Here is a 20616-nt window from a genome sequence, read left to right as displayed (position 1 = left end):
TCGCGTGGCTGCACATCGCCGCACCACGCGGAGCCACCCCCACCGCCACCTCCCGCTGTGCGTGCGGACGCGACCGCAGCGCCATCGGCCACCGCCGGGTGCTCGCCCTGATCAACGACCACACCGCCCACCGCGACACCTGCCCCCTGCGCAACCCCCAGGAAGGAAGGGCCGCCGCATGACCGACCCCATCGACGGCGCCGCACTGCTGAACGAGGTGGAAGCCTTCCACCGCCGCTTCAACGTCTTCCCCACCGAGGCCGCCTACGTCGCCGTCGCACTGTGGGATGCGCACGCCCACCTGCTCGACTGCTTCGACTCCACCCCCCGCATCGCCTTCCTGTCCCCCGAGCCGGGATCGGGCAAGACGCGGGCGCTGGAGATCGTAGAGACGCTGGTCCCGCAGCCGATGACGGCGGTGAACGCCTCCGCGGCCGCGCTGTTCCGGTCCGTGTCCAGCGGCAACGGCAAGCCGACGATCCTGTTTGACGAGATCGACACCGTCTTCGGGCCGAAGGCGGGGGACAACGAGGAGCTGCGCGGGTTCCTCAACGCCGGTCACCGCCGGACCGGGGTGACCTACCGGTGCATCGGTGACGGCGGGCAGCAGACCGTGCAAGCCTTCCCGTCGTACTGCGCGGTCGCTATGGGTGGTCTCGGCTCGTTGCCGGACACGATCCTGTCCCGCTCGGTCATCATCCGCATGCGTCGGCGGGCCAGGAACGAGAAGGTGGAGCCCTTCCGGGCCCGCGTCCACGAGGCCGAGGGCCACAAGCTCCGTGACCGGCTCGCCGTGTGGGCCGAGCAGGCCCGCGAACGCGTGCTGGGAGCGTGGCCGGAGATGCCGGACGGGGTGACCGACCGGCCGGCGGACGTGTGGGAACCCCTGCTCGCCATCGCCGACGCGGCCGGCGGCCATTGGCCCGAGCGGGCCCGCGCCGCCTGCGTGACGCTCGTGACCGCGTCCAAGGCCAACGACAAAGGCAGCCTCGGGGTCCGGCTGCTGACCGACCTGCGGGACCACGTCCTCGTGGGCATCGACCGCCTGCCCACCATCGCCATCCTGGACCGGCTCAACGCCCTGGACGACGCCCCGTGGGCCGACCTGAACGGCAAGCCGCTCGACAACCGCCGCCTGTCCCGGATGCTCGCCGAGTACATGACCGCGGAAAACGAGCCGATCACCTCCCGCAACATCAAGACCGCCGGGAGCGTCCTGAAGGGCTACTACGCCGCCGATCTACACGACGCGTGGGCCCGCTACTGCCCCCCACCCGCGGAAAGTCCGCTACGTCCGCTACCCGACCTGGCAAACGCCGTCTGACCAGCAACAACGGGGTAGCGGCAAGCACCACCGCGAGCCGCTACCCCGCCGCTACCTATCCGCTACCGCTACCCCTTCCCGCTACCTCGAACAGGCCCCTGACCTGCGAGGTAGCGGCGGTAGCGGAAGTAGCGGACTTTCAGAGGGGTCCCGGACACCAGTCGAGGAGTAAGCCCGGATGAGCATCACCCTTGCCCCTCCCGCTGAGCGGGTTCTTTACCGACCGGAGGAGGCCGCAGCGGCTTTGGGAATCGGCCGCTCGCTGGTCTACGAAGAGATCCGCCTTGGCCGTCTTCAGACCGTGCGGATCGGCCGTCGGCGTCTCATCCCGCCTGAGTACATCGCGCAGTACGTCGAACTGCTCAAGCGCGAGGCAGAGACGGCCGCCTGATTCACCGTCGTTCGTCCGTATCGACCGGGCCGCGCCATCGGGCGCGGCCCGCTCTCTTGGAGCACACAAACATGACCGAAGCCCCGAAGCGGGTCCGCAGGGCTGGCCACGGCGAAGACACGATCTACTGGGATGCTGCGAAGAACCGCTTCGTAGGAGCCGTGTCCCTCGGGTACGCCCCGAACGGCAAGCGCCGCCGGCCGAAGGTGTACGGCAAGACCAAGACCGAGGTCCGCCAGAAGATCCGGGACCTGAAGAAGGAAGTGCAGTCGGGCGTGAAGACGCCGGCCAACTACACCGTTTCCGACGCGGTGAACGACTGGCTTGAGCGCGGCCTGAAGGGGCGCGACGAGAAGGGGACCATCGGAAAGAACCGTTCGATGGCGAACAAGCATCTGCTCCCGTACATCGGTAAAGCCAAGCTGAAAGACCTCAGCGCGGATGACGTCGACGATTGGCTGGACGGCCGGGCCGAATTCTTGGCGACGCGCAGTCTCCGCGACCTGCTCGCCATCCTGCGCCGCTCCATCGAGCACGCTCAGCGCAGGGACAAGGCCGCGCGGAACGTCGCCCTGCTCGTCTCCGCTCCGGAAGGACGGCCGGGGCGTCCAAGTAAGGCCTTGAATCTGAAGCAGGCGGAGGCTGTGCTCGCCGCGGCGCGCCCCTCGCGGTTGTATGCCTATCTCGTGCTCTCACTCCTGAGCGGTGTACGCACGGAGGAAGCGCGGCCCCTCACCTGGGATCACGTCTTCCTGGAGACCGAGGACGGCACCCCGCCTCACGTCGCTGTGTGGCGGTCTGTGCGCAAGCACGGCGAGACCAAGACTAGGAAGAGCCGACGGACCATCGCGCTGCCGCAGCAGGTGGTCGACGTACTCAAAGAACACAAGCGGTGGCAGAAGCAGGAGAGGGCATCGCGAGGGATGGAGTGGAGCCCGGCCGGCCGTGTCTTCACGACGCGGTCCGGCGAACCGTTGGACGCTGCCAACGTGCGGCGGGACTTCAAGGCCATCGTGAAGAAGGCGGGGCTAGCGCCTGAGTGGACGCCGCGCGAGCTGCGGCACAGCTTCGTCTCGCTGCTCTCGGATCATGGCATCCCGCTGGAGCGCATCGCGCAGCTTGTCGGGCACAGCAGTCAGGCGACAACGGAGGCCGTCTACCGGAAGCAGCTCCGGCCGGTCATCACCGAGGGTGCGGAAGCCATGGACGTGATCTTTGCTCAGCGCAGTCCGGTGACCGCCTACGGGGCTTGATCAAAACCCTTTGGCCCCCTGTTTGGCCCCCCAAGCACGACAGAGAGCACATACGGAGATCCGTATGTGCTCTCTGACCAGCGTCGGGGTGGCGGGATTTGAACCCACGACCTCTTCGTCCCGAACGAAGCGCGCTGCCAAGCTGCGCTACACCCCGATGTCGCTGCTTCTCGCGGCGACGTCGTTTACTTTAGCCCACCGGCGGCTGGAGACGAAATCCGGTTCCGGAGCGTGGGCGCGGGTGGCGTCGCAGCGGGTTGGGGCGGAGGTGGTCCAGGACCACGAGGGCGATCCCCAGGGCGTAGAAGGACAGGCCCAGCAGCAGTGCGTTCGCCAGGACGCTCTTGTAGCCGTGCTGCTCCACGTCGAGGAACGGGTAGAGGTAGCGGGCCGGCGTCCCGGGCAGCAGGAACTCCGCGCGGACCAGGGAGAAGACCAGGTAGGCCAGGGGGTAGACGAGCCACGTCGCCGCCTGGCGCAGGTGCAGGTGGCCCGGGGTGGTGAGCAGCAGCCAGTCGAGGACCGCGGCTGCCGGGGCCACCGTGTGCAGGAGCTGGTTCGCCACCGCCTGCCAGCCGGTCGGGGCGCCGGCGCCGGCCATGGAGAACGGGCTCGCCGTGTTCGCCAGGAGCAGGTGGTAGACGAGGGCCGTGATCACGACGTACAGCAACGTGGCGCCGGTCAGGGTCGCGGGCAGGGGGCGGCGGGCCGTCCAGGCGCGGCGGGCCGAGAAGAGGCAGACGACGGCGAGCAGGACGCTGCTCTGGATCGTGAAGTAGGACAGGACCCGTGCGGGGCTGCCGAGGAGGAGGTAGAGCGTCACTCCCGCCGTGGCGAGCAGGGCGATCAGTACGCGGTACGCCGCCGTGAGCGGGCGGCGGATCGGGGGGACCACCGCCGCGGCGGGGACCGGTGAGGGCAGTACGGCGGGGTGGGTTCCCGGGATCGCTGGCAGGTCCGGGATGTCCCTGGGTATGGGGGCGGTCATGCTCCCCAAGCTAGGCGGAAAGGGGCAAGGTGGGCCTTTCGGGCTAGGCCGTTCGGGGTGGTCCGCCCACTGGTGGTGCGCCCGGGCCCCGGGGTATTCCGTGTCGCTTCGGCGGACCGCCGGTGCCCTGGCCCGCCAGGGCAGCCAGGCCCGCCAAGGCCAGCCTGGTCCCCAGCCCGTCTCAGTCGGACCCCTCCGTCAGTCCTTCCCCACCAGCGTCAGCAGCGTCGCCTCCGGGGGGCAGGCGAAGCGGACCGGGGTGTAGCGGTTCGTGCCGCAGCCAGCGGAGACGTGGAGATAGGCGGTGCGGCCCTCCGCGGTGTGCGTGGACAGGCCCTTCACGCGGTCCGTGTCCAGGTCGCAGTTGGTGACCAGGGCGCCGTAGAACGGGATGCACAGCTGGCCGCCGTGCGTGTGGCCGGCCAGGATCAGCGGGTAGTCGTCCGCCGTGAAGGAGTCCAGCACCCGCAGGTAGGGCGCGTGGACCACGCCCATCGAGAAGTCGGCCGAGCCCGAGGGGCCGCCGGCGACCCGGGCGTAGCGGTCCCGCTTGATGTGCGGGTCGTCCAGACCCGTCATCTCCACGGACACCCCGTCGATCTTCAGCATCCCGCGTGTGTTCGTCAGGTTCAGCCAGCCGGCCGCGTCGAAGGCGTCACGGAGGTCCTCCCACGGGTTGTGGACCACGCCGACGGCGGGCGGGTTGCCGTTCAGACCGTGCTTGCCGTGGACCTTCTCGACCAGGTAGCGGGCGGGGTTGCGCAGGCGGGGGCCGTAGTAGTCGTTGGAGCCGAAGACGTACGCCCCCGGGAAGTCCATCAGCGGGCCGAGCGCGTCCAGCGCCTCGGGCACGCCCTCCGGGTCGGAGAGGTTGTCGCCCGTGTTGATCACGAAGTCGGGGCGCAGGCCGGCCAGGGAGCGCAGCCAGCGCTGCTTCTTGCGCTGGCCGGAGACCATGTGGATGTCCGAGACCTGCAGCACGCGCAGGGGGCGCATCCCGGACGGCAGGACCGGGATCGTCACCCGTCGCAGACGGAAGGAGCGGGCCTCGAAGCCCGCCGCGTACACCAGACCGGCGGCGCCAGCCGCCGCGATTCCCAGGGGGACCTTGTATCGCGCGCGCATACGGACATCGTGTCAGATGCGCTCACCCGGCCGCGCAGGCCTGTGGACGACCGACCGCCTGTGGACGACCGACCGTCTGTGGACGACCGACCGTCTGTGGACGACCGACCGTCTGTGGACAGACCGACCCCCCCGTGGACAGTCCCCCGTGGACAGTCCCCCGTGGGCGGACCGCCTCCCTGTGGACGGACCAGGCTCCGCACCCCGGCGACCTCCTCGATTAATCAGCAGGCGTCGCGCCGGTCGCACCTGCGACAATCACCCCCATGACCACGCTCAAGTCGAAGCTGCAGGAAGACCTCAACGCCGCGATCAAGGAGCGCGACGAGCTCCGCTCCTCGACGCTCCGGCTGACGCTCACCGCGATCACCAAGGAGGAGGTCGCGGGCAAGGAGAAGCGCGAGCTCTCCGACGACGAGGTGCAGAAGGTGATCACCCGCGAGGCGAAGAAGCGGCGGGAGGCCGCCGAGGCCTTCGCCCAGGGCGGCCGCGCTGAGCAGGCCGAGCGGGAGAAGGCGGAGGGCGAGGTCCTCGCCGCCTACCTGCCCAAGCAGCTGTCCGACGACGAGCTGGACGCGATCGTCTCCCAGGCCGTGACGGAGGCCCGGGCCGCCGGTGCCGAGGGCCCGCGCGCCATGGGTGCCGTCATGAAGATCGTGAACCCGAAGGTGGCCGGCCAGGCCGAGGGCGGCCGCGTCGCCGCCGCGGTCAAGAAGCACCTCGCCGGCTGAAGCAGCACCTCGCCGGCTGACACCGGCTACCGGCTACCGGCTGCCGGCCGTCCGGCCGATACGACGGCGGGGCGCCCCTTGCGCAAGGGGCGCCCCGCCGTCGTATCACCGCCTCCGGCGGGAGGGTGTCACCCGTGTCCGCCGTGGCCGCGGCCGTTGTTGCCGCCGTTGCCCTGGCCCTGGAACAAGCCGTCCGGGAGGGTGAAGGACGGCAGCGGGAAGGGGAGGCCGCCGTTGCCCTGGCCGCCGCCGTTGTTGCCGTCGTCACGGCCGTTGCCGTCGCCCTTGTCCGCGGGCTTGTCGCCGCCCGGGATGTTGACCAGCGTGAAGTCGGGGGCGGGCCTGCCCTGCAGCGCCCCGGACATCATGTCCTTCCAGATCGGGCCCGGGACCTCGCCGCCGTAGACCTTGTCGTGCCAGACGCCGCCGATGGAGATCTGCTGCATCTTGCGCTTGTGCGCCGGGTCGCCGACCCACACCGCGCCCGCCATGTTCGGCGTGTAGCCCACGAACCAGGCCGCGAACCGCTCGTCCGTCGTACCCGTCTTGCCCGCGCTGGGGCGGTTGTCCAGGCCCGCCTGCTTGCCGGTGCCGTCCTCGACGACGCCGCGCAGCAGCGTGTTGACGGTGTCGGCGGTCTTCTCGGACATCGCCCGCGAGCAGGTCGACTTCGGCACCGGGAGCGACTTCGTCTGGTCGCCGACCCGCTGGGTGATCGACTCGATGGCGACCGGGGTGCAGTACATGCCGCGCGAGGCGAAGGTCGCGTAGGCGTTCGCCATGGTCAGCGGGGACACCTCCTGGGTGCCCAGCGCGATGGAGGGGCGCTCCTCCAGCTTCTTGCCGTCGGCCCGCTGGACGCCCATCTTCTGCGCCATCTCGGTGACCGGGCAGATGCCGATCTCACTGATCATCTGCACGAAGTAGGTGTTGACGGACTTCGCCGTCGCCTCCTTCATCGCGTACGGGCCGGACTCCGACTTGTTCTCGTTGGTGAGCGGCACGCCGCTCTCGTCCCACTTCCTGCCGTCGCAGGCCGCGACCGGGTGCGGGTAGTCCATCGAGTACGGCGCGGAGTACGACTTCGTGGCGGGCATGCCGCCCTCCAGGGCCGCGGCCGCCACGATCGGCTTGAACGTCGAACCGGACTGGTAGCCCGCGCCGCCGCCCATCTTCTGGTTGACCGAGAGGTTGATCTGCGTCTCGTTCTTTCCGAAGCCGTACGGCCGTGACTGGCCCATCGCGAGGATCTTGCCGGTGCCGGGCTGGACGACGGTCGCGGCGGTGGCCACGTCGTCGCTCTTGTTCACGTGCCGGCGCACCGAGTCCTGCAGCGACTCCTGGGCCTGCGGGTCGAGCGTGGTGCGGATGGTCAGGCCGCCCTGGTTCCAGACCTTCGCCCGCTCCGTGCGCGTCTTGCCGAAGGCCGGGTCGGTCAGGAAGACCTCGCGGACGTAGTCGCAGAAGAAGCCGGCGCCCTTGACCGCCGTGATGCAGCCGTTCTTGGGCTGGCTGACCTTCAGGCCGAGCGGGGCCGCCTTGGCGCGGTCCGCCTCGGCCCGGGAGACGTCGCCGACCTCGGCCATGCGCTGCAGCACGATGTTGCGCCGCTTGGTGGCCTCCGCCTCGTCGTTCACCGGGTCGTAGCGGCTCGGCGACTGGACGATGCCGGCCAGCAGGGCGGACTCCTGGAGGTTCAGGTCCTTGGCGGGCTTGGAGAAGTAACGCTGGGAGGCGGCCTCGACGCCATAGGCCTGCTCCCCGAAGAACGTGATGTTCAGGTAGTTCTCGAGGATCTTCTTCTTGCCCAGCTCCTCCTCGACCTGGATCGCGAACTTCAGTTCCTTGATCTTGCGGCCGAGGGTCTGCTGGGTGGCCTCCGCGACCTTCGTCGGGTCGTCGCCGGCCTCCTCCACGAAGACGTTCTTCACGTACTGCTGGGTGAGCGTGGACGCGCCCTGGGCGACGCCGCCGCTCTGCGCGTTCTTGTTCAGCGCGCGCAGCACGCCCTTCAGGTCGATCGCGCCGTGCTGGTAGAAGCGCGAGTCCTCGATCGCGACGATCGCCTTCTGCATGTACGGCGAGATGTCCTTCAGGGCCACCACCGTGCGGTCACGGGAGTAGACCTGGGCGATCTGGCCGCCGTCGGCGTCGAGGATGGCGGTGCGCTGGCTCAGCGGCGGGGTCTTCAGGCTGACGGGGAGGTCGTCGAAACTCTCCACCGAGCCCTTGGCGGCCAGGCCCAGCACGCCGACGGCGGGCAGCGCGATACCGGCCAGCACCGCTCCCGCGAGCACACTGACCCCGACGAACTTGGCGGCCTGCTGCGTGGGCGACAGACCACCGCCCGAGCGCTTCTTTGGCATGAGGGCAGCCTACGTTCTCATTCGCCGGACACGCGTATATGCCTTGGCCTAAGCTGCTCTCAACTGTCACAGCAGTGCGGCCATGTATCAATACGTCCGGCGACCCCGCATCGTTCCGGAGGCCTGCTGCCCGCAGATGTTGACTGCGGTGGCGGCGTGTCCGAATCCGCCTTGTGTGTCATACGGCGTCCGTTGTGGCGCGCCGGAACTGTCCCGCCTTGCCGGGAGAGTCGCGTATGTCGCCAGCTCACTCGCCCGGGTGATCTGCCGCTTCCCCATAGTCCGTTCGGGCCATTCAAGATTGGGCCCGCTGGGGGTGTTGCGCTGTGCCCACCTTCCGTAACGTCCTCAACTGGCGGCGGTGAATATGCCGCTGCCGCCGTGGGGGAGCCTCGATTCGGGAGAGGACGGCGCCGGTATGGGCTGGGTAACCGACTGGAGTGCGCAGGCGGCCTGCCGCACTACCGATCCGGATGAACTGTTCGTTCAGGGAGCAGCGCAGAACAGGGCCAAGGCGGTGTGCACCGGATGCCCGGTACGCACCGAATGCCTGGCCGACGCGCTCGACAACCGCGTCGAGTTCGGCGTGTGGGGAGGCATGACGGAGCGGGAACGCCGCGCTCTGCTGCGCCGGCGACCGACCGTCACCTCTTGGCGCCGGCTGCTGGAAACCGCGCGCACGGAGTACGAACGCGGCGCGGGCATCCTCCCGCTCGACGACGAGCAGGTGTACGCGGCGGTGAGCTGACGGGTCCGCGCGCGGCAGGGTACGGCGTCCTCGGCCGGCGGTGAGCATGCTCTCGCCGTCCGCGCTGACGCCGCGCCGGTACGCCGACGTGCGGCCGGTCGGTCGCCCCGTGGCGAGGTCGCCCCGTGGCGATCCCGGCCGGTCGCAGCGTCACGCCGGCTCCGGACCGTCGGCGCACACGCCGACTCCGGTTGTCGTCGCGCTACGGCAGCTACGCAGCTATGGCCGCTCCCACCGTCAGAGCCGCTCGGCCGCTCCCGCTGCCAGAGCCGCTCGGCCGCCACGGCAGCTACAGCCGCCCGGTGGCCAGAGCCGCCGCTTACGGCAGCTCCGGCCGGTTGGCCGCGAGCTTTGTGCCGATGTCCCGTAGCCCCGCGAGGTCGTGCACGTCGCCGGGCAGCGCGGCCACTTCGGTCACCGCCACCTCGGGGTGGCGCGCGGTGAAACGGTCGCGTGTGCGCTGCTCGCGGGAGAGCAGCTGCATCCGTTCCGCGTGCAGTCGCAGCAGGCCCGCGGCGAGCTGGTCGACATTCCGGGCGCCGTCCTCGGCGGGCGGGGGAGCCTCGTCCTCGGTGCCGTCAGGGTTCTCGGTGGCCTCGGCGTGCGCGGTGCCGTCGGAGTTCTCGGTGTCTTCGGAGTTCTCGGGGCTTTCGGCGCTTCTCGATGCAGAACTTCCGTACGTGTCGGGAGAGTTACGAAGTCCAGCTTTCCCGCCCCCCTGATCCACAATGCGGGCTTCCTCAAGATTTTCCGCGGCGGCAAGCGCCCGCTCGGCCGAGAGCTGGGCGGCGCCGCTGCCGTGGACGCGGTTGAGCACCAGCCCGGCGAGCGGCATCTTCTCCGCCGCCAGCCGCTGCACGAAGTACGCCGCCTCACGCAACGCGTCCCGCTCCGGGGCCGCGACCACCAGGAACGCCGTCCCGGGCGCCTGCAGCAGCTTGTACGTCGCGTCCGCGCGCGTGCGGAAGCCGCCGAACGTCGTGTCCATGGCCGCCACGAACGTCTGGACGTCCTTGAGCAGCTGACCGCCGAGCAGCTTGCCGAGCGTGCCGGTCATCATCGACATGCCGACGTTGAGGAACTTCATCCCGGCCCGGCCGCCCAGCTTCGCCGGCGCCGTCAGCAGCCGGATCAGCCGGCCGTCCAGGAACGAGCCCAGCCGCTTGGGCGCGTCCAGGAAGTCCAGCGCGGAGCGGGACGGAGGGGTGTCGACCACGATCAGGTCCCACTCGTTCCGCGCCCGCAGCTGGCCCAGCTTCTCCATCGCCATGTACTCCTGCGTGCCGGCGAAGCCCGCGGAGAGCGACTGGTAGAAGGGGTTGCCCAGGATCACGGCCGCCCGCTCGCCGTCCGCGTGCGCCTCGACGATCTCGTCGAAGGTGCGCTTCATGTCGAGCATCATCGCGTGCAGCTCGCCACCGGCGGAGTCCTCGATGCCCTTGACCCGGCGTGGGACGTTGTCGAGCGAGTCGATGCCCATCGACTGCGCCAGCCGCTTGGCGGGGTCGATGGTGAGCACGACCACCTTGCGTCCGCGCTCGGCGGCGCGCAGACCGAGGGCCGCCGCGGTCGTCGTCTTCCCGACGCCGCCCGAGCCGCAGCACACCACGATGCGCGTCTTCGGATCGTCGAGGATCGGGTCGATGTCGAGCACACGCGCCGGTGAGAGCCCACGGGCCCCGTCCGCCGCGCGGGCGCCGTCCGAGGCGCGGGCCGCCTCCGCCGCGCGGGCCTCCTCAGAGGCGTGGGCCGGGTCCGGGCTCATGCGATCCCCTGCTTCCGCAGTTCGGTGGCGAGTTCGTACAGGCCCGCCAGGTCCATGCCCTCGGCGAGCAGCGGCAGTTCGTGCAGCGGCAGGCCCAGCTCGGCCAGCACGGCCCGCTGCTCCTGCTCCAGCGCGTGCCGTTCGGCGTACTCCTCGGCCTGCTCCAGCAGCGGGTCCACCAGCCGCTCGGCGTGCCCGCCGCGGCGCGCCCCGCCGAGGCCGGCCGCGGACAGCGACTGCGCGAGGGCCGCGCGCGGCGTGGTCCGCACGAGGTCCAGTTCGTCCCCGTCCAGCAGCCCGGGCCGCACCATGTTCACGATGATCCGGCCCACCGGCAGCCGCGCCGACCGCAACTCGGCGATGCCGTCCGCGGTCTCCTGGACCGGCATCTCCTCCAGCAGCGTGACCAGGTGCACGGCGGTCTCCGCCGACTTCAGCACCCGCATCACGGCCTGTGCCTGATTGTGTATCGGGCCGATCTTCGCGAGCCCGGCGACCTCGTCGTTGACGTTCAGGAACCGGGTGATGCGGCCGGTGGGCGGCGCGTCCATCACGACGTAGTCGTAGACGAACCGTCCGGACCGGTCCTTGCGGCGCACCGCCTCGCACGCCTTGCCGGTCAGGAGCACGTCCCTGAGACCGGGCGCGATGGTGGTCGCGAAGTCGATCGCGCCGAGCTTTTTCAGGGCGCGGCCGGCGCTGCCCAGCTTGTAGAACATCTGGAGGTAGTCCAGCAGCGCCAGTTCGGGGTCGATGGCGAGGGCGAACACCTCCCCGCCCCCGGGGGCTACGGCGATCTTGCGTTCCTCATACGGCAACGCCTCCGTCTCGAAGAGCTGCGCGATGCCCTGCCGGCCCTCGACCTCGACGAGAAGCGTCCGCTTCCCCTCCGTCGCGAGGGCCAGCGCGAGGGCGGCGGCGACCGTCGTCTTTCCGGTCCCGCCCTTGCCGCTGACGACCTGGAGCCTGCTCACGTCTTCGAGCGTAACCAGTCCGCGTCCGGGTCAACCCGCAGGCTGTGGACAACGGGGTGGCGGAGGGCGGTCCGGCCTGTGGAAAACCGGGGCCGTGAGGCGTCCTGGGGGCAGGTCAAAGGGGCCGCACGGTGCAGCGGCTACAGTCCCCCCATGACCAAGAAGTGGGAATACGCCACCGTGCCGCTGCTCGTCCACGCCACGAAGCAGATCCTGGACACCTGGGGCGAGGACGGCTGGGAGCTCGTGCAGGTCGTACCCGGCCCGAACAACCCCGAGCAGCTGGTGGCCTACCTGAAGCGGGAGAAGCAGGCATGAGCGCCGTCGAGGAGAAGCTCGCCGAGCTGGGGCTGACGCTGCCGGAGGTCGCGGCGCCGCTCGCGGCCTACCAGCCGGCCGTGCAGTCCGGGCCGTACGTGTACACCGCGGGTCAGCTGCCCCTGGTCGAGGGCAAGCTGCCCGTCACCGGCAAGGTCGGCGCCGAGGTCACCCCGGAGGAGGCCAAGGACCTGGCGCGCACGTGCGCCCTCAACGCCCTGGCCGCCGTGAAGTCGGTCGCGGGCGACCTGGACCGCATCGCGCGCGTGGTGAAGGTCGTCGGCTTCGTCGCCTCGGCGTCCGACTTCACCGGTCAGCCCGGTGTGGTCAACGGCGCGAGCGAACTGCTCGGCGAGGTCCTCGGCGAGAAGGGCGTGCACGCGCGCAGCGCGGTCGGCGTCGCGGTGCTGCCGCTGGATGCGCCGGTCGAGGTCGAGATCCAGGTCGAGCTGGCCCCCTGAGCCACCGCTCCGGATCACCTCTCGAACATTCGCTCACCACGGGATAGCCTCCGGCCATGGCGAATGGGCAGTGGTTTCCCCCGGACTGGCCGGACCGCATCCGCGCGCTCGCGGACGGCACCCTCACTCCGGTCGCGCCCAAGCGCGCGGCGACCGTCATGCTGCTGAGGGACGCCGACGGCGGCCCGGCCGTCCACATGCTGCGCAGACGCGCCTCCATGGCCTTCGCCGGGGGCGCGTACGCCTATCCCGGCGGCGGCGTCGACCCGCGTGACGACGATGCCCTGGTCCGCTGGGCGGGCCCCACGCGCGCGTGGTGGGCCGAGCGGCTCGGGGTGGACGACGAACGTGCGGCCCAGGCGATCGTCTGCGCCGCCGTGCGCGAGACGTACGAGGAGGCCGGCGTCCTGCTGGCGGGACCCACGCCCGAGTCGGTCGTCGGTGACACCACGGGCGAGGACTGGGAGGCCGACCGGGCCGCCCTGGTCGCCCGTGAGCTGTCCTTCGCCGAGTTCCTGGACCGCCGCGATCTGGTGTTGCGCTCCGATCTGCTGGGCGCCTGGACCCGCTGGATCACCCCCGCGTTCGAACCCCGCCGCTACGACACGTTCTTCTTCGTCGCCGCCCTGCCCGAGGGGCAGCGCACCCGCAACGCCTCCACGGAGGCCGACCGAACGGTGTGGATCCGCCCGGCCGACGCGGCGGCGGCGTACGACAAGGGCGAGCTGCTGATGATGCCGCCCACCATCGCGACCCTGCGTCAGCTGGCGCCGTACGCGAGTGCCGCCGAGGCGCTGGCCGCCGCTCCCGGCCGTGATCTGACGCCCGTGCTGGCCGAGGCCCGGCTGGAGGACGGCGAGGTCGTGCTGACCTGGCCGGGCCACGACGAGTTCACCAAGCACGTCCCGACGCTTCCGACCGGTGGAGCCTGAGCATGACCGACGCCAGCACCCTTCCCGGCCAGCCGCGTGACGTGGTCCGCACCGGCCCGGCGACACCGCGCGCGGTCAACGTCCTCGCGCCCAACGCCTCCGCGATGACCCTGGACGGCACCAACACCTGGATCGTCTCCGAGCCCGACTCCGAGCTGGCCGTCGTCATCGACCCCGGCCCGCTGCACGAGGGCCACCTGAGGGCGGTCGTCGACACCGCCGAGCAGGCCGGCAAGCGCGTCGCCCTCACCCTGCTCACCCACGGCCACCCGGACCACGCCGAGGGCGCCGCCCGCTTCGCCGAGATCACCGGCACGCGCGTGCGGGCCCTCGACCCGGCGCTGCGGCTCGGCGACGAGGGCCTGGCCGCCGGGAACGTGATCAGCGTCGGCGGGCTGGAGCTGCGTGTCGTCCCCACGCCCGGGCACACCGCGGACTCCCTGTGCTTCCACCTGCCGGCCGACCGGGCGGTCCTCACCGGCGATACGATCCTCGGCCGCGGTACGACGATGGTCGCGCACCCCGACGGGCGCCTCGGCGACTACCTGGACTCGCTGCGCCGGCTGCGCTCACTGACCGTCGACGACGGCGTGCACACCGTCCTGCCCGGCCACGGGCCGGTCCTGGAGGACGCCCAGGGCGCCGTCGAGTTCTACCTCGCCCACCGCGCCCACCGACTCGCCCAGGTCGAGACGGCCGTCGAGGACGGCTACCGGACGCCCGAGCAGGTCGTCGCCCACGTGTACGCCGATGTCGACCGCTCGCTGTGGCCCGCGGCGGAACTGTCGGTCCGGGCCCAGCTGGACTACCTCAGCGAGCACGGGCTGATCTAGGACGGGCTGAGCCGGCCCACGCGCGCGTGTCCCTGCGGGCAGGGCGCGCGAGAGCCGTTCCCTTACCGTGCCCGGGGTGGGCCGACCCGGCTCGGCGTCAGCGCGAACGCTTCGCGAGGCGCTCCACGTCCAGCAGGATCACGGCGCGCGCCTCCAGGCGCAGCCAGCCGCGCTGGGCGAAGTCGGCGAGCGCCTTGTTCACCGTCTCGCGGGACGCGCCGACGAGCTGGGCCAGCTCCTCCTGCGTGAGGTCGTGGACGACGTGGATGCCCTCCTCCGACTGCACGCCGAAGCGGCGGGACAGGTCCAGCAGGGCACGCGCGACACGGCCGGGCACGTCGGAGAAGACCAGGTCGGACATGGCGTCGTTGGTCTTGCGCAGGCGCCGGGCGACGGCACGCAGCAGCGCGGAGGCGACCTCGGGGCGGGCGTTCAGCCAGGGCTGGAGGTCGCCGTGGCCCAGGCCCAGCAGCTTGACCTCGGTCAGCGCCGTCGCCGTCGCCGTACGGGGGCCCGGGTCGAACAGGGACAGCTCACCGATCAGCTCGCCGGGGCCGACCACCGCGAGCATGTTCTCGCGCCCGTCGGGGGACGTGCGGTGCAGCTTCACCTTGCCCTCGGTGACGACGTACAGCCGGTCACCGGGGTCACCCTCGTGGAACAGGGAGTCGCCGCGTGCGAGGGTCACCTCCGTCATGGAGGCGCGGAGCTCCGCGGCCTGCTCGTCGTCGAGCGCCGCGAAGAGCGGGTTGCGCCGCAGAACGTCGTCCACGAGTTCTCTCCTATTCGACCTGCTCAGGGGATCTTGTTCCCCCGGTGTACCAGGGGTCCGTGGTGCCCATTTTGCCGGACGGTCCAAACAGTGTGATCTGTCACAAGGATGCCGTACACCTGTCCCGGGGTACGCGGCAGGGGGCCAATTGGACGCCGATCTTCGCGGTCCGGGACGGATGTCGGTACCGGGCTCTAGGCTGGCCGAGTGTCCAAATCGCCGGTGAGAGCACAGGCCAAGGGGGCTGAGCGGGTGGTTGTACGTCGTGATTCCGCTGTGGGCGAACAAGGCTCCGGCGGTGCTGAAAATGCGACAAACGCCACACCCGGCGCGGCGGGGGAGAAGACCGACAGGAAGGACGTGAGGAAGACGGCAGCGGGAGAGAAGGCGGCGAAGCAGCCCGCGGCGGCGAAGGGACCCTCGGCGGCGGACGCACCCGCGGCGGCCGAGGGGCCGGCCAAGAAGGCGGCGCCCGCCAAGAAGACGGCTGCCGCCAAGAAGACGGCTGCCGCCAAGGGGACGGCTGCCACCACGAAGGCCGCCGTGAAGAAGACAGCGCCCGCGAAGAAGGCAGCGCCTGCGAAGGCGCCCGCGAAGAAGGTGCCCGCCGCGAAGAAGACCTCCGGCGCGGAGAAGCCCGCCGCAAAGAAGGCCGCTGCCACGAAGGCCGCCGTCAAGAAGGCCCCCGCGCTGAAGAAGGCGATCGTCGCCCCCAAGAAGGCCACCGCGGCCGTCAAGGGCGTCCCTCCGGCGCAGACGATCACGGAGAGCACGCCGTCGGGCGAGTCCCGTACCGCCCTCGTCCGTCGCGCTCGCCGGATCAACCGCGAGCTCGCCGAGGTCTTCCCCTACGCCCACCCCGAACTGGACTTCACCAACCCCTTCCAGCTGCTGGTCGCGACCGTGCTGTCCGCCCAGACCACCGACCTGAGGGTCAATCAGACGACCCCGGCGCTCTTCGCCAAGTACCCGACCCCCGAGGACCTCGCCGCGGCCAACCCCGAGGAGGTCGAGGAGATCCTGCGCCCCTGCGGGTTCTTCCGGGCCAAGACCAAGTCGGTGATAGGGCTGTCGAAGGCGCTGACGGAGGACTTCGGCGGCGAGGTGCCCGGCAGGCTCGAGGACCTCGTCAAGCTGCCCGGCGTCGGCCGCAAGACCGCGTTCGTCGTGCTGGGGAACGCGTTCGGCCGGCCCGGCATCACCGTGGACACGCACTTCCAGCGGCTCGTGCGGCGCTGGAAGTGGACGGAGGAGACAGACCCGGACAAGATCGAGGCCGCGATCGGCGCGCTCTTCCCCAAGAGCGAGTGGACGGACCTGTCGCACCACGTGATCTGGCACGGCCGGCGTATCTGCCACGCCCGCAAGCCCGCCTGCGGCGCCTGCCCCATCGCCCCGCTCTGCCCGGCGTACGGCGAGGGCGAGACGGACCCGGAGAAGGCGAAGAAGCTGCTGAAGTACGAGAAGGGCGGCTTCCCCGGCCAGCGGCTCAACCCGCCGCAGGCCTACCTCGACGCGGGCGGCAGGCCGGCCCCGCCGCTGGGGGCCGGGAGCTGAGTATCCCGATGACGCAACAGTCCCAGTACCGGACGGAACAGTCCCGGTACCGGACGGAACAGTCCCGGTACCGGACGGAACAGACTCCGCACCCGACGGAACGATCTCGGTGTCGCCGGACGTTGGACTGGGCAGGACGACGGGGGTGGCGATGACGCGTGCGAGCAACACACAGGGCGGCCCGGTGACGCTGAGCAAGGACGGGCTGCCGGACTGGCTGGACCCGGTGGTGCGCGCCGCCGAGACGGTCGAACCGCTGCAGCTCAGCCGCTTCCTGCCGCCCGAGGACGGCGCGGGGCGCCAGTCGGCCGTGCTGATCCTGTTCGGCGAGGGTGAGCGGGGCCCCGAGCTGCTGCTGATGGAGCGCGCCGGGTCGCTGAGGTCGCATGCCGGTCAGCCGTCCTTCCCGGGCGGCGCCCTCGATCCCGAGGACGGCGACCCCGCCGGGGACGGGCCGCTGCGGGCCGCGCTGCGCGAGGCCGAGGAGGAGACCGGCCTCGACCCGCGCGGGGTGCAGCTCTTCGGCGTGCTGCCGAAGCTGTACATCCCGGTCAGCTCTTTCGTGGTCACGCCGGTCCTGGGCTGGTGGCGCGAGCCCAGCCCGGTCGGCGTGGTCGACCCCGCGGAGACCGCCCGGGTCTTCACCGTGCCCGTGGCGGATCTCACGGACCCCACCCACCGCGCGACCACCGTCCACCCCAGCGGCCACAGAGGTCCCGCGTTCCTGGTCGAATCGGCGCTGGTGTGGGGCTTCACGGCCGGCGTCATCGACCGTCTGCTGCATTACTCCGGCTGGGAGATCCCCTGGGACCGCGACCGCCTGGTCCCGCTCGACTGGCGCGCATGACAGGGTGTCCGACGTGGCTGCGTTTCCCGGGGCCGACCCCCGGGCCCCCGGCCGACCTGTGGTGAGCGCGAAAAGATGAGGCGAGGCGCGAAGCGGTGAACGTGCTGGACATCCTGTTGCTGGTCGCGGCCGTCTGGTTCGCGGTCGTCGGCTACCGCCAGGGCTTCGTCGTCGGCATCCTGTCGGTGATCGGCTTCCTGGGCGGCGGTCTCGTCGCCGTGTACACGCTGCCGGTCATCTGGGCCGCGCTGACCGACCACGCCGAGGTCAGCACCACGGCAGCCGTCGTCGCGATCGTCGTGGTCATCGTCTGCGCCTCCGTCGGACAGGCCCTGACCACCCACCTGGGCAACAAGCTGCGCCGGTACATCACCTGGTCCCCGGCCCGCGCCCTGGACGCCACCGGCGGCGCGCTCGTCAACGTCGTGGCGATGCTGCTGGTGGCGTGGCTGATCGGCTCGGCGCTCGCGCAGACCACCCTGCCCACGCTGGGCCGGGAGGTGCGGGGCTCCAAGGTGCTGCTGGGTGTGTCGGAGGCGATGCCCGCGCAGGCCGACACCTGGTTCAAGGACTTCACCTCGGTCCTCGCGCAAAACGGCTTCCCGCAGGTCTTCAGCCCGTTCTCCAACGAGCCGATCAAGGAGGTCCAGCCGCCCGACCCCGCGCTCGCGAGGAGTCCCGTCGCGGTACGCGCCCGCAAGTCCATCGTGAAGGTGATGGGCACCGCGCAGGGCTGCGGCAAAGTCCTGGAGGGCACCGGCTTCGTCTTCGGCCAGCGCCGCGTGATGACCAACGCGCACGTGGTCGGCGGCGTGGACGAGCCCACCGTGCAGATAGGCGGCGAGGGCCGCAAGTACGACGCCACGGTCGTCCTCTACGACTGGCGGCGCGACATCGCCGTACTCGATGTGCCGGATCTGGACGCGCCCGCGCTGCGGTTCTCCTCGCAGGACGCCGCCAGCGGGGACGGCGCGATCGTCGCAGGCTTCCCGGAGAACGGCTCCTACGACGTGCGCGCCGCCCGGGTCCGCGGGCGGATCACGGCCAACGGCCCGGACATCTACCACCGCGGCACCGTCAGCCGTGACGTGTACTCGCTGTACGCGACCGTCCGCCAGGGCAACTCCGGAGGCCCGCTGCTCACGCCCGAGGGACGGGTCTACGGCGTGGTCTTCGCGAAGTCCCTGGACGACGCCCAGACCGGTTACGCGCTCAGCCTGGACGAGATCAAGGACGACATCGCCAAGGGGCGTCAGGCGAACCAGCAGGTCGACAGCGACAGTTGCGCGCTCTGAGGGGTCCGTGCGCGGTGTGACGCCGTAGCCCCGGCGGGCGGCCGGATCAGTCGCGCGTGGGACGCAGTCGCATGGTCACCCAGCGGGCGCGGCGGCGCAGGATGCGCGGAATGCCCACGCGGGGGTCGTTCCCCGTCAGCTGCGGAGTGCCGCCCCTTTGGTGGGAGCTCAGAGTGCTTCCCGAGCGGCGGTTGCGTGCTACGTCACTGTAGTCGTGCGTCCAGCCCATACCCGGACGTGTGCCCCCTCCCAAGGTCGATAACCGCCTCACGGCCCCTCAATTGGCCTATGCGGGCGGCAAGTGGCCGTTCGAAGTACAGGAGTTCGCCACCGGATACCGGGCGCGATCATTGCGTCACCGATCGGGTTCGGGATCCTTCAGCCAGTTGACCAGTTCGGTGGAGAATGCGACCGGATCCTCCTCATGCGGGAAGTGTCCGAGTCCGTCGAACAGACGCCAGCGGTACGGCGCTTCGACATACTCGCCGGAGCCGGCGGCGCTGCGGGTGCGCATCACCGGGTCGAGCGAGCCGTGCAGGTGCAGCGTCGGCACGCGCACGGGCCGCTTCATCCGCCGGTAGAACTGGACGCCGTCCGGACGGCCCAGCGAGCGCACGAGCCAGCGGTAGGGCTCCACCGAGCAGTGCGCCGTGGAGGGGATGCACATCGCGCGCTGGTACGTCTCCACCGCCTCGTCCTCCGGCAGGCGCGGCCCGGACCAGTCCCGGATCAGCCGTCCGACCAGAGCGCCGTCGTCGGCGGTGAGCTGCCGTTCGGGGATCCACGGCCGCTGGAAGCCCCAGATGTGCGAGCCGGCCCGGGACTGCCGGACGTCGGCGAGCATGGCCGAGCGCCAGCGCCGTGGATGCGGCATGGACGCGACCACGAGCCGTCGGACCAGCTTCGGGCGCATCACGGCCGCCGTCCAGGCGAGGTAGCCGCCCAGGTCGTGGCCGACCAGCGCGGCGTCCGGCTCGCCCAGGGAGCGGATCACGCCGGTGATGTCGAGTGCGAGGTTGGCCGGGTCGTAGCCACGGGGCGTGCGGTCGCTGCCGCCGACGCCGCGCAGGTCCATGGCGACGGCCCGGTACCCGGCGTCGGCCAGCGCGGTCAGCTGGTGCCGCCAGGTCCACCAGAACTGCGGGAAGCCGTGCACCAGCATGACCAGCGGGCCGTCGCCGAGTTCCGCGATGTGGAAACGCGCGCCGTTGGCGGCGACGTCCCGGTGCTTCACTCGTCTGCCGCCGGGGATGCCGATGCGTACGTCCGAGGCGGCCGGCTGCGGCTGGGCCGAGGGGGTGGCGGGGTCCGTCATGAGGACGAGCGTGCCACAGCCTCGATGGCCTCGGGCTTGCGGTCCTCCAGCGCCGGCACCTCGGGGCGCGGGTGCGGCTTGGCGTTCTGCAGGACGCCCGCCGTCTCCTTCATGGACGCGGCGACCTTCTGCGGGCCCTTGCTCTTCTTCGCCTTCTTGGCGAAGACGACGCCGATCAGCGCGAGCAGCCCCGCGATCAGGACGTTGGCGGCGAAGGACAGCAGGAAGCACCAGCCGAGGTTCCAGCCGTCCTGACCGTTGTGGCCGCCGGTCCAGGCGTGGATGCCGTAGGCGAGGGCGAAGTTCAGCATCGGCAGTGAGAACACGAGCACCGCGCCGGCCACGCTGAACGCGCCGCCGCTCACCGCGCCCTTCTTGACGTCCTGCTTGAGCTGCGCCTTCGCCAGCGCGATCTCGTCGTGCACCAGCGCCGACATCTCGGTCGTCGCGGAGGCGAACAGCTGGCCGATGCTGCGTTCGGCACCGACCGGGCTGCCGTCGGGTGCGCTCATCGCGGTCTCCCTCTCTCGCGTTCGGGTCCGTATCCGCCTGACGTGTCCGCGGACTGCGTCGGTTCCCGTCTTTTGTACCGTCCCGTCAGATCATGCCGGACGGTCGTCC

Annotated in this window: 21 protein-coding genes and 1 tRNA gene; 12 read left to right on the top strand and 10 right to left on the bottom strand. The window is 70.8% G+C overall.

Annotation, left to right across the window (positions count from 1 at the left end):
* The first annotated feature begins 178 nt into the window (after positions 1–178).
* The 3 genes from ACZ64A_RS30185 (at position 179) to ACZ64A_RS30175 (ending at position 2968) form a co-directional block, all read left to right on the top strand.
* On the top strand, positions 179–1324 hold the full coding sequence (locus ACZ64A_RS30185; protein WP_469814874.1) for a DUF3631 domain-containing protein: 1146 nt from the start codon (positions 179–181) through the stop codon (positions 1322–1324).
* Positions 1325–1502: 178 nt separating this feature from the next.
* On the top strand, positions 1503–1715 hold the full coding sequence (locus ACZ64A_RS30180) for a helix-turn-helix domain-containing protein (RefSeq protein ID WP_469814872.1): 213 nt from the start codon (positions 1503–1505) through the stop codon (positions 1713–1715).
* A gap of 71 nt (positions 1716–1786) precedes the next feature.
* Positions 1787–2968 (top strand): site-specific integrase, encoded by a 1182-nt coding sequence (locus tag ACZ64A_RS30175; protein ID WP_469814870.1) that lies wholly within the window; start codon positions 1787–1789, stop codon positions 2966–2968.
* A gap of 83 nt (positions 2969–3051) precedes the next feature.
* On the opposite strand, the gene ACZ64A_RS30170 is transcribed toward ACZ64A_RS30175, so the two are convergent.
* The 3 genes from ACZ64A_RS30170 to ACZ64A_RS30160 all read right to left on the bottom strand — a co-directional run bounded on the left by ACZ64A_RS30170 (position 3052) and on the right by ACZ64A_RS30160 (position 5081).
* Positions 3052–3125 (bottom strand) — tRNA-Pro (locus ACZ64A_RS30170).
* A gap of 33 nt (positions 3126–3158) precedes the next feature.
* Positions 3159–3956 (bottom strand): Pr6Pr family membrane protein, encoded by a 798-nt coding sequence (locus tag ACZ64A_RS30165; protein ID WP_469814868.1) that lies wholly within the window; start codon positions 3954–3956, stop codon positions 3159–3161.
* Positions 3957–4154: 198 nt separating this feature from the next.
* Positions 4155–5081 carry a metallophosphoesterase gene (locus ACZ64A_RS30160; protein ID WP_469814867.1) on the bottom strand — a complete coding sequence of 309 codons (927 nt, stop codon included), beginning with the start codon at positions 5079–5081 and terminating at the stop codon, positions 4155–4157.
* 266 nt (positions 5082–5347) lie between these two features.
* Here ACZ64A_RS30160 and ACZ64A_RS30155 point away from each other — a divergent pair, with 266 nt between their 5' ends.
* The gene (locus ACZ64A_RS30155) at positions 5348–5812 is read left to right on the top strand and encodes a GatB/YqeY domain-containing protein (protein ID WP_469814865.1); all 465 of its coding nucleotides are present in this window, start codon (positions 5348–5350) and stop codon (positions 5810–5812) included.
* Between the two features lie 128 nt (positions 5813–5940).
* Here the strand turns inward: ACZ64A_RS30155 and ACZ64A_RS30150 are convergent, their stop codons facing one another.
* Positions 5941–8178 (bottom strand): transglycosylase domain-containing protein, encoded by a 2238-nt coding sequence (locus ACZ64A_RS30150; RefSeq protein ID WP_469814863.1) that lies wholly within the window; start codon positions 8176–8178, stop codon positions 5941–5943.
* A 418-nt stretch (positions 8179–8596) separates the two neighbouring features.
* Here ACZ64A_RS30150 and wblA point away from each other — a divergent pair, with 418 nt between their 5' ends.
* A complete protein-coding gene (gene wblA, locus ACZ64A_RS30145) occupies positions 8597–8926 on the top strand; it encodes a transcriptional regulator WblA (protein WP_361634194.1) in 330 nt (109 codons plus the stop codon).
* 319 nt (positions 8927–9245) lie between these two features.
* Here wblA and bagB read toward each other — a convergent pair whose 3' ends face one another.
* Entirely contained in the window at positions 9246–10691 is a 1446-nt protein-coding gene (gene bagB, locus ACZ64A_RS30140; protein WP_469814862.1) for an ATPase BagB, read from the bottom strand.
* The gene (gene bagA, locus ACZ64A_RS30135; protein ID WP_469814860.1) at positions 10688–11665 is read right to left on the bottom strand and encodes an ATPase BagA; all 978 of its coding nucleotides are present in this window, start codon (positions 11663–11665) and stop codon (positions 10688–10690) included. The genes bagB and bagA overlap by 4 nt, the downstream gene beginning before the upstream one ends.
* 153 nt (positions 11666–11818) lie before the next feature.
* On the opposite strand from bagA, the gene ACZ64A_RS30130 reads away from it, so the two are divergent.
* From ACZ64A_RS30130 to ACZ64A_RS30115, 4 genes are read left to right on the top strand one after another with little or no spacing between them, the layout of a single operon-like run.
* Positions 11819–11983 carry a DUF4177 domain-containing protein gene (locus tag ACZ64A_RS30130; protein ID WP_136744038.1) on the top strand — a complete coding sequence of 55 codons (165 nt, stop codon included), beginning with the start codon at positions 11819–11821 and terminating at the stop codon, positions 11981–11983.
* Positions 11980–12444 (top strand): RidA family protein, encoded by a 465-nt coding sequence (locus tag ACZ64A_RS30125; protein WP_469814859.1) that lies wholly within the window; start codon positions 11980–11982, stop codon positions 12442–12444. Before ACZ64A_RS30130 ends, ACZ64A_RS30125 begins: the two co-directional genes overlap by 4 nt.
* A gap of 56 nt (positions 12445–12500) precedes the next feature.
* Positions 12501–13376: an NUDIX hydrolase gene (locus ACZ64A_RS30120; protein ID WP_469814857.1), complete on the top strand. Its 876-nt coding sequence runs from the start codon at positions 12501–12503 to the stop codon at positions 13374–13376.
* 2 nt (positions 13377–13378) lie between these two features.
* The gene (locus ACZ64A_RS30115; protein WP_469814856.1) at positions 13379–14209 is read left to right on the top strand and encodes an MBL fold metallo-hydrolase; all 831 of its coding nucleotides are present in this window, start codon (positions 13379–13381) and stop codon (positions 14207–14209) included.
* Between the two features lie 97 nt (positions 14210–14306).
* On the opposite strand, the gene ACZ64A_RS30110 is transcribed toward ACZ64A_RS30115, so the two are convergent.
* The gene (locus tag ACZ64A_RS30110; protein WP_103781265.1) at positions 14307–14981 is read right to left on the bottom strand and encodes a Crp/Fnr family transcriptional regulator; all 675 of its coding nucleotides are present in this window, start codon (positions 14979–14981) and stop codon (positions 14307–14309) included.
* Positions 14982–15341: 360 nt separating this feature from the next.
* Here ACZ64A_RS30110 and nth point away from each other — a divergent pair, with 360 nt between their 5' ends.
* The 3 genes from nth (at position 15342) to ACZ64A_RS30095 (ending at position 18680) form a co-directional block, all read left to right on the top strand.
* Complete coding sequence (gene nth, locus ACZ64A_RS30105) at positions 15342–16538, top strand: endonuclease III (RefSeq protein ID WP_469814855.1); 1197 nt, start codon at positions 15342–15344, stop codon at positions 16536–16538.
* Positions 16539–16689: 151 nt separating this feature from the next.
* Positions 16690–17385, top strand: a complete 696-nt coding sequence (locus tag ACZ64A_RS30100) for an NUDIX hydrolase (protein WP_469814854.1) — start codon at positions 16690–16692, stop codon at positions 17383–17385.
* A 95-nt stretch (positions 17386–17480) separates the two neighbouring features.
* The gene (locus ACZ64A_RS30095; RefSeq protein WP_469814852.1) at positions 17481–18680 is read left to right on the top strand and encodes a MarP family serine protease; all 1200 of its coding nucleotides are present in this window, start codon (positions 17481–17483) and stop codon (positions 18678–18680) included.
* A 46-nt stretch (positions 18681–18726) separates the two neighbouring features.
* Here ACZ64A_RS30095 and ACZ64A_RS30090 read toward each other — a convergent pair whose 3' ends face one another.
* The 3 genes from ACZ64A_RS30090 to ACZ64A_RS30080 form a co-directional block, all read right to left on the bottom strand.
* Complete coding sequence (locus tag ACZ64A_RS30090) at positions 18727–18909, bottom strand: hypothetical protein (protein ID WP_469814851.1); 183 nt, start codon at positions 18907–18909, stop codon at positions 18727–18729.
* Positions 18910–19035: 126 nt separating this feature from the next.
* Positions 19036–19995 (bottom strand): alpha/beta fold hydrolase, encoded by a 960-nt coding sequence (locus tag ACZ64A_RS30085; protein WP_469814849.1) that lies wholly within the window; start codon positions 19993–19995, stop codon positions 19036–19038.
* Positions 19992–20507 (bottom strand): phage holin family protein, encoded by a 516-nt coding sequence (locus tag ACZ64A_RS30080; protein ID WP_469814848.1) that lies wholly within the window; start codon positions 20505–20507, stop codon positions 19992–19994. The genes ACZ64A_RS30085 and ACZ64A_RS30080 overlap by 4 nt, the downstream gene beginning before the upstream one ends.
* Positions 20508–20616: the final 109 nt, after the last annotated feature.

It is taken from the genome of Streptomyces sp. NPDC104814 (genome assembly GCF_055583185.1).
This window is presented reverse-complemented; position numbering and strand designations above follow the sequence as displayed.

Bases quoted from the DNA above. Each gene is read 5' to 3' on its own strand.
- ACZ64A_RS30185 (WP_469814874.1), top strand. From the start codon at position 179: ATGACCGACCCCATCGACGGCGCCGCACTGCTGAACGAGGTGGAAGCC.
- ACZ64A_RS30180 (WP_469814872.1), top strand. From the start codon at position 1,503: ATGAGCATCACCCTTGCCCCTCCCGCTGAGCGGGTTCTTTACCGACCG.
- ACZ64A_RS30175 (WP_469814870.1), top strand. From the start codon at position 1,787: ATGACCGAAGCCCCGAAGCGGGTCCGCAGGGCTGGCCACGGCGAAGAC.
- ACZ64A_RS30165 (WP_469814868.1), bottom strand. From the start codon at position 3,956: ATGACCGCCCCCATACCCAGGGACATCCCGGACCTGCCAGCGATCCCG.
- ACZ64A_RS30160 (WP_469814867.1), bottom strand. From the start codon at position 5,081: ATGCGCGCGCGATACAAGGTCCCCCTGGGAATCGCGGCGGCTGGCGCC.
- ACZ64A_RS30155 (WP_469814865.1), top strand. From the start codon at position 5,348: ATGACCACGCTCAAGTCGAAGCTGCAGGAAGACCTCAACGCCGCGATC.
- ACZ64A_RS30150 (WP_469814863.1), bottom strand. From the start codon at position 8,178: ATGCCAAAGAAGCGCTCGGGCGGTGGTCTGTCGCCCACGCAGCAGGCC.
- wblA (WP_361634194.1), top strand. From the start codon at position 8,597: ATGGGCTGGGTAACCGACTGGAGTGCGCAGGCGGCCTGCCGCACTACC.
- bagB (WP_469814862.1), bottom strand. From the start codon at position 10,691: ATGAGCCCGGACCCGGCCCACGCCTCTGAGGAGGCCCGCGCGGCGGAG.
- ACZ64A_RS30130 (WP_136744038.1), top strand. From the start codon at position 11,819: ATGACCAAGAAGTGGGAATACGCCACCGTGCCGCTGCTCGTCCACGCC.
- ACZ64A_RS30125 (WP_469814859.1), top strand. From the start codon at position 11,980: ATGAGCGCCGTCGAGGAGAAGCTCGCCGAGCTGGGGCTGACGCTGCCG.
- ACZ64A_RS30120 (WP_469814857.1), top strand. From the start codon at position 12,501: ATGGCGAATGGGCAGTGGTTTCCCCCGGACTGGCCGGACCGCATCCGC.
- ACZ64A_RS30115 (WP_469814856.1), top strand. From the start codon at position 13,379: ATGACCGACGCCAGCACCCTTCCCGGCCAGCCGCGTGACGTGGTCCGC.
- ACZ64A_RS30100 (WP_469814854.1), top strand. From the start codon at position 16,690: ATGACGCGTGCGAGCAACACACAGGGCGGCCCGGTGACGCTGAGCAAG.
- ACZ64A_RS30090 (WP_469814851.1), bottom strand. From the start codon at position 18,909: ATGGGCTGGACGCACGACTACAGTGACGTAGCACGCAACCGCCGCTCG.
- ACZ64A_RS30085 (WP_469814849.1), bottom strand. From the start codon at position 19,995: ATGACGGACCCCGCCACCCCCTCGGCCCAGCCGCAGCCGGCCGCCTCG.
- ACZ64A_RS30080 (WP_469814848.1), bottom strand. From the start codon at position 20,507: ATGAGCGCACCCGACGGCAGCCCGGTCGGTGCCGAACGCAGCATCGGC.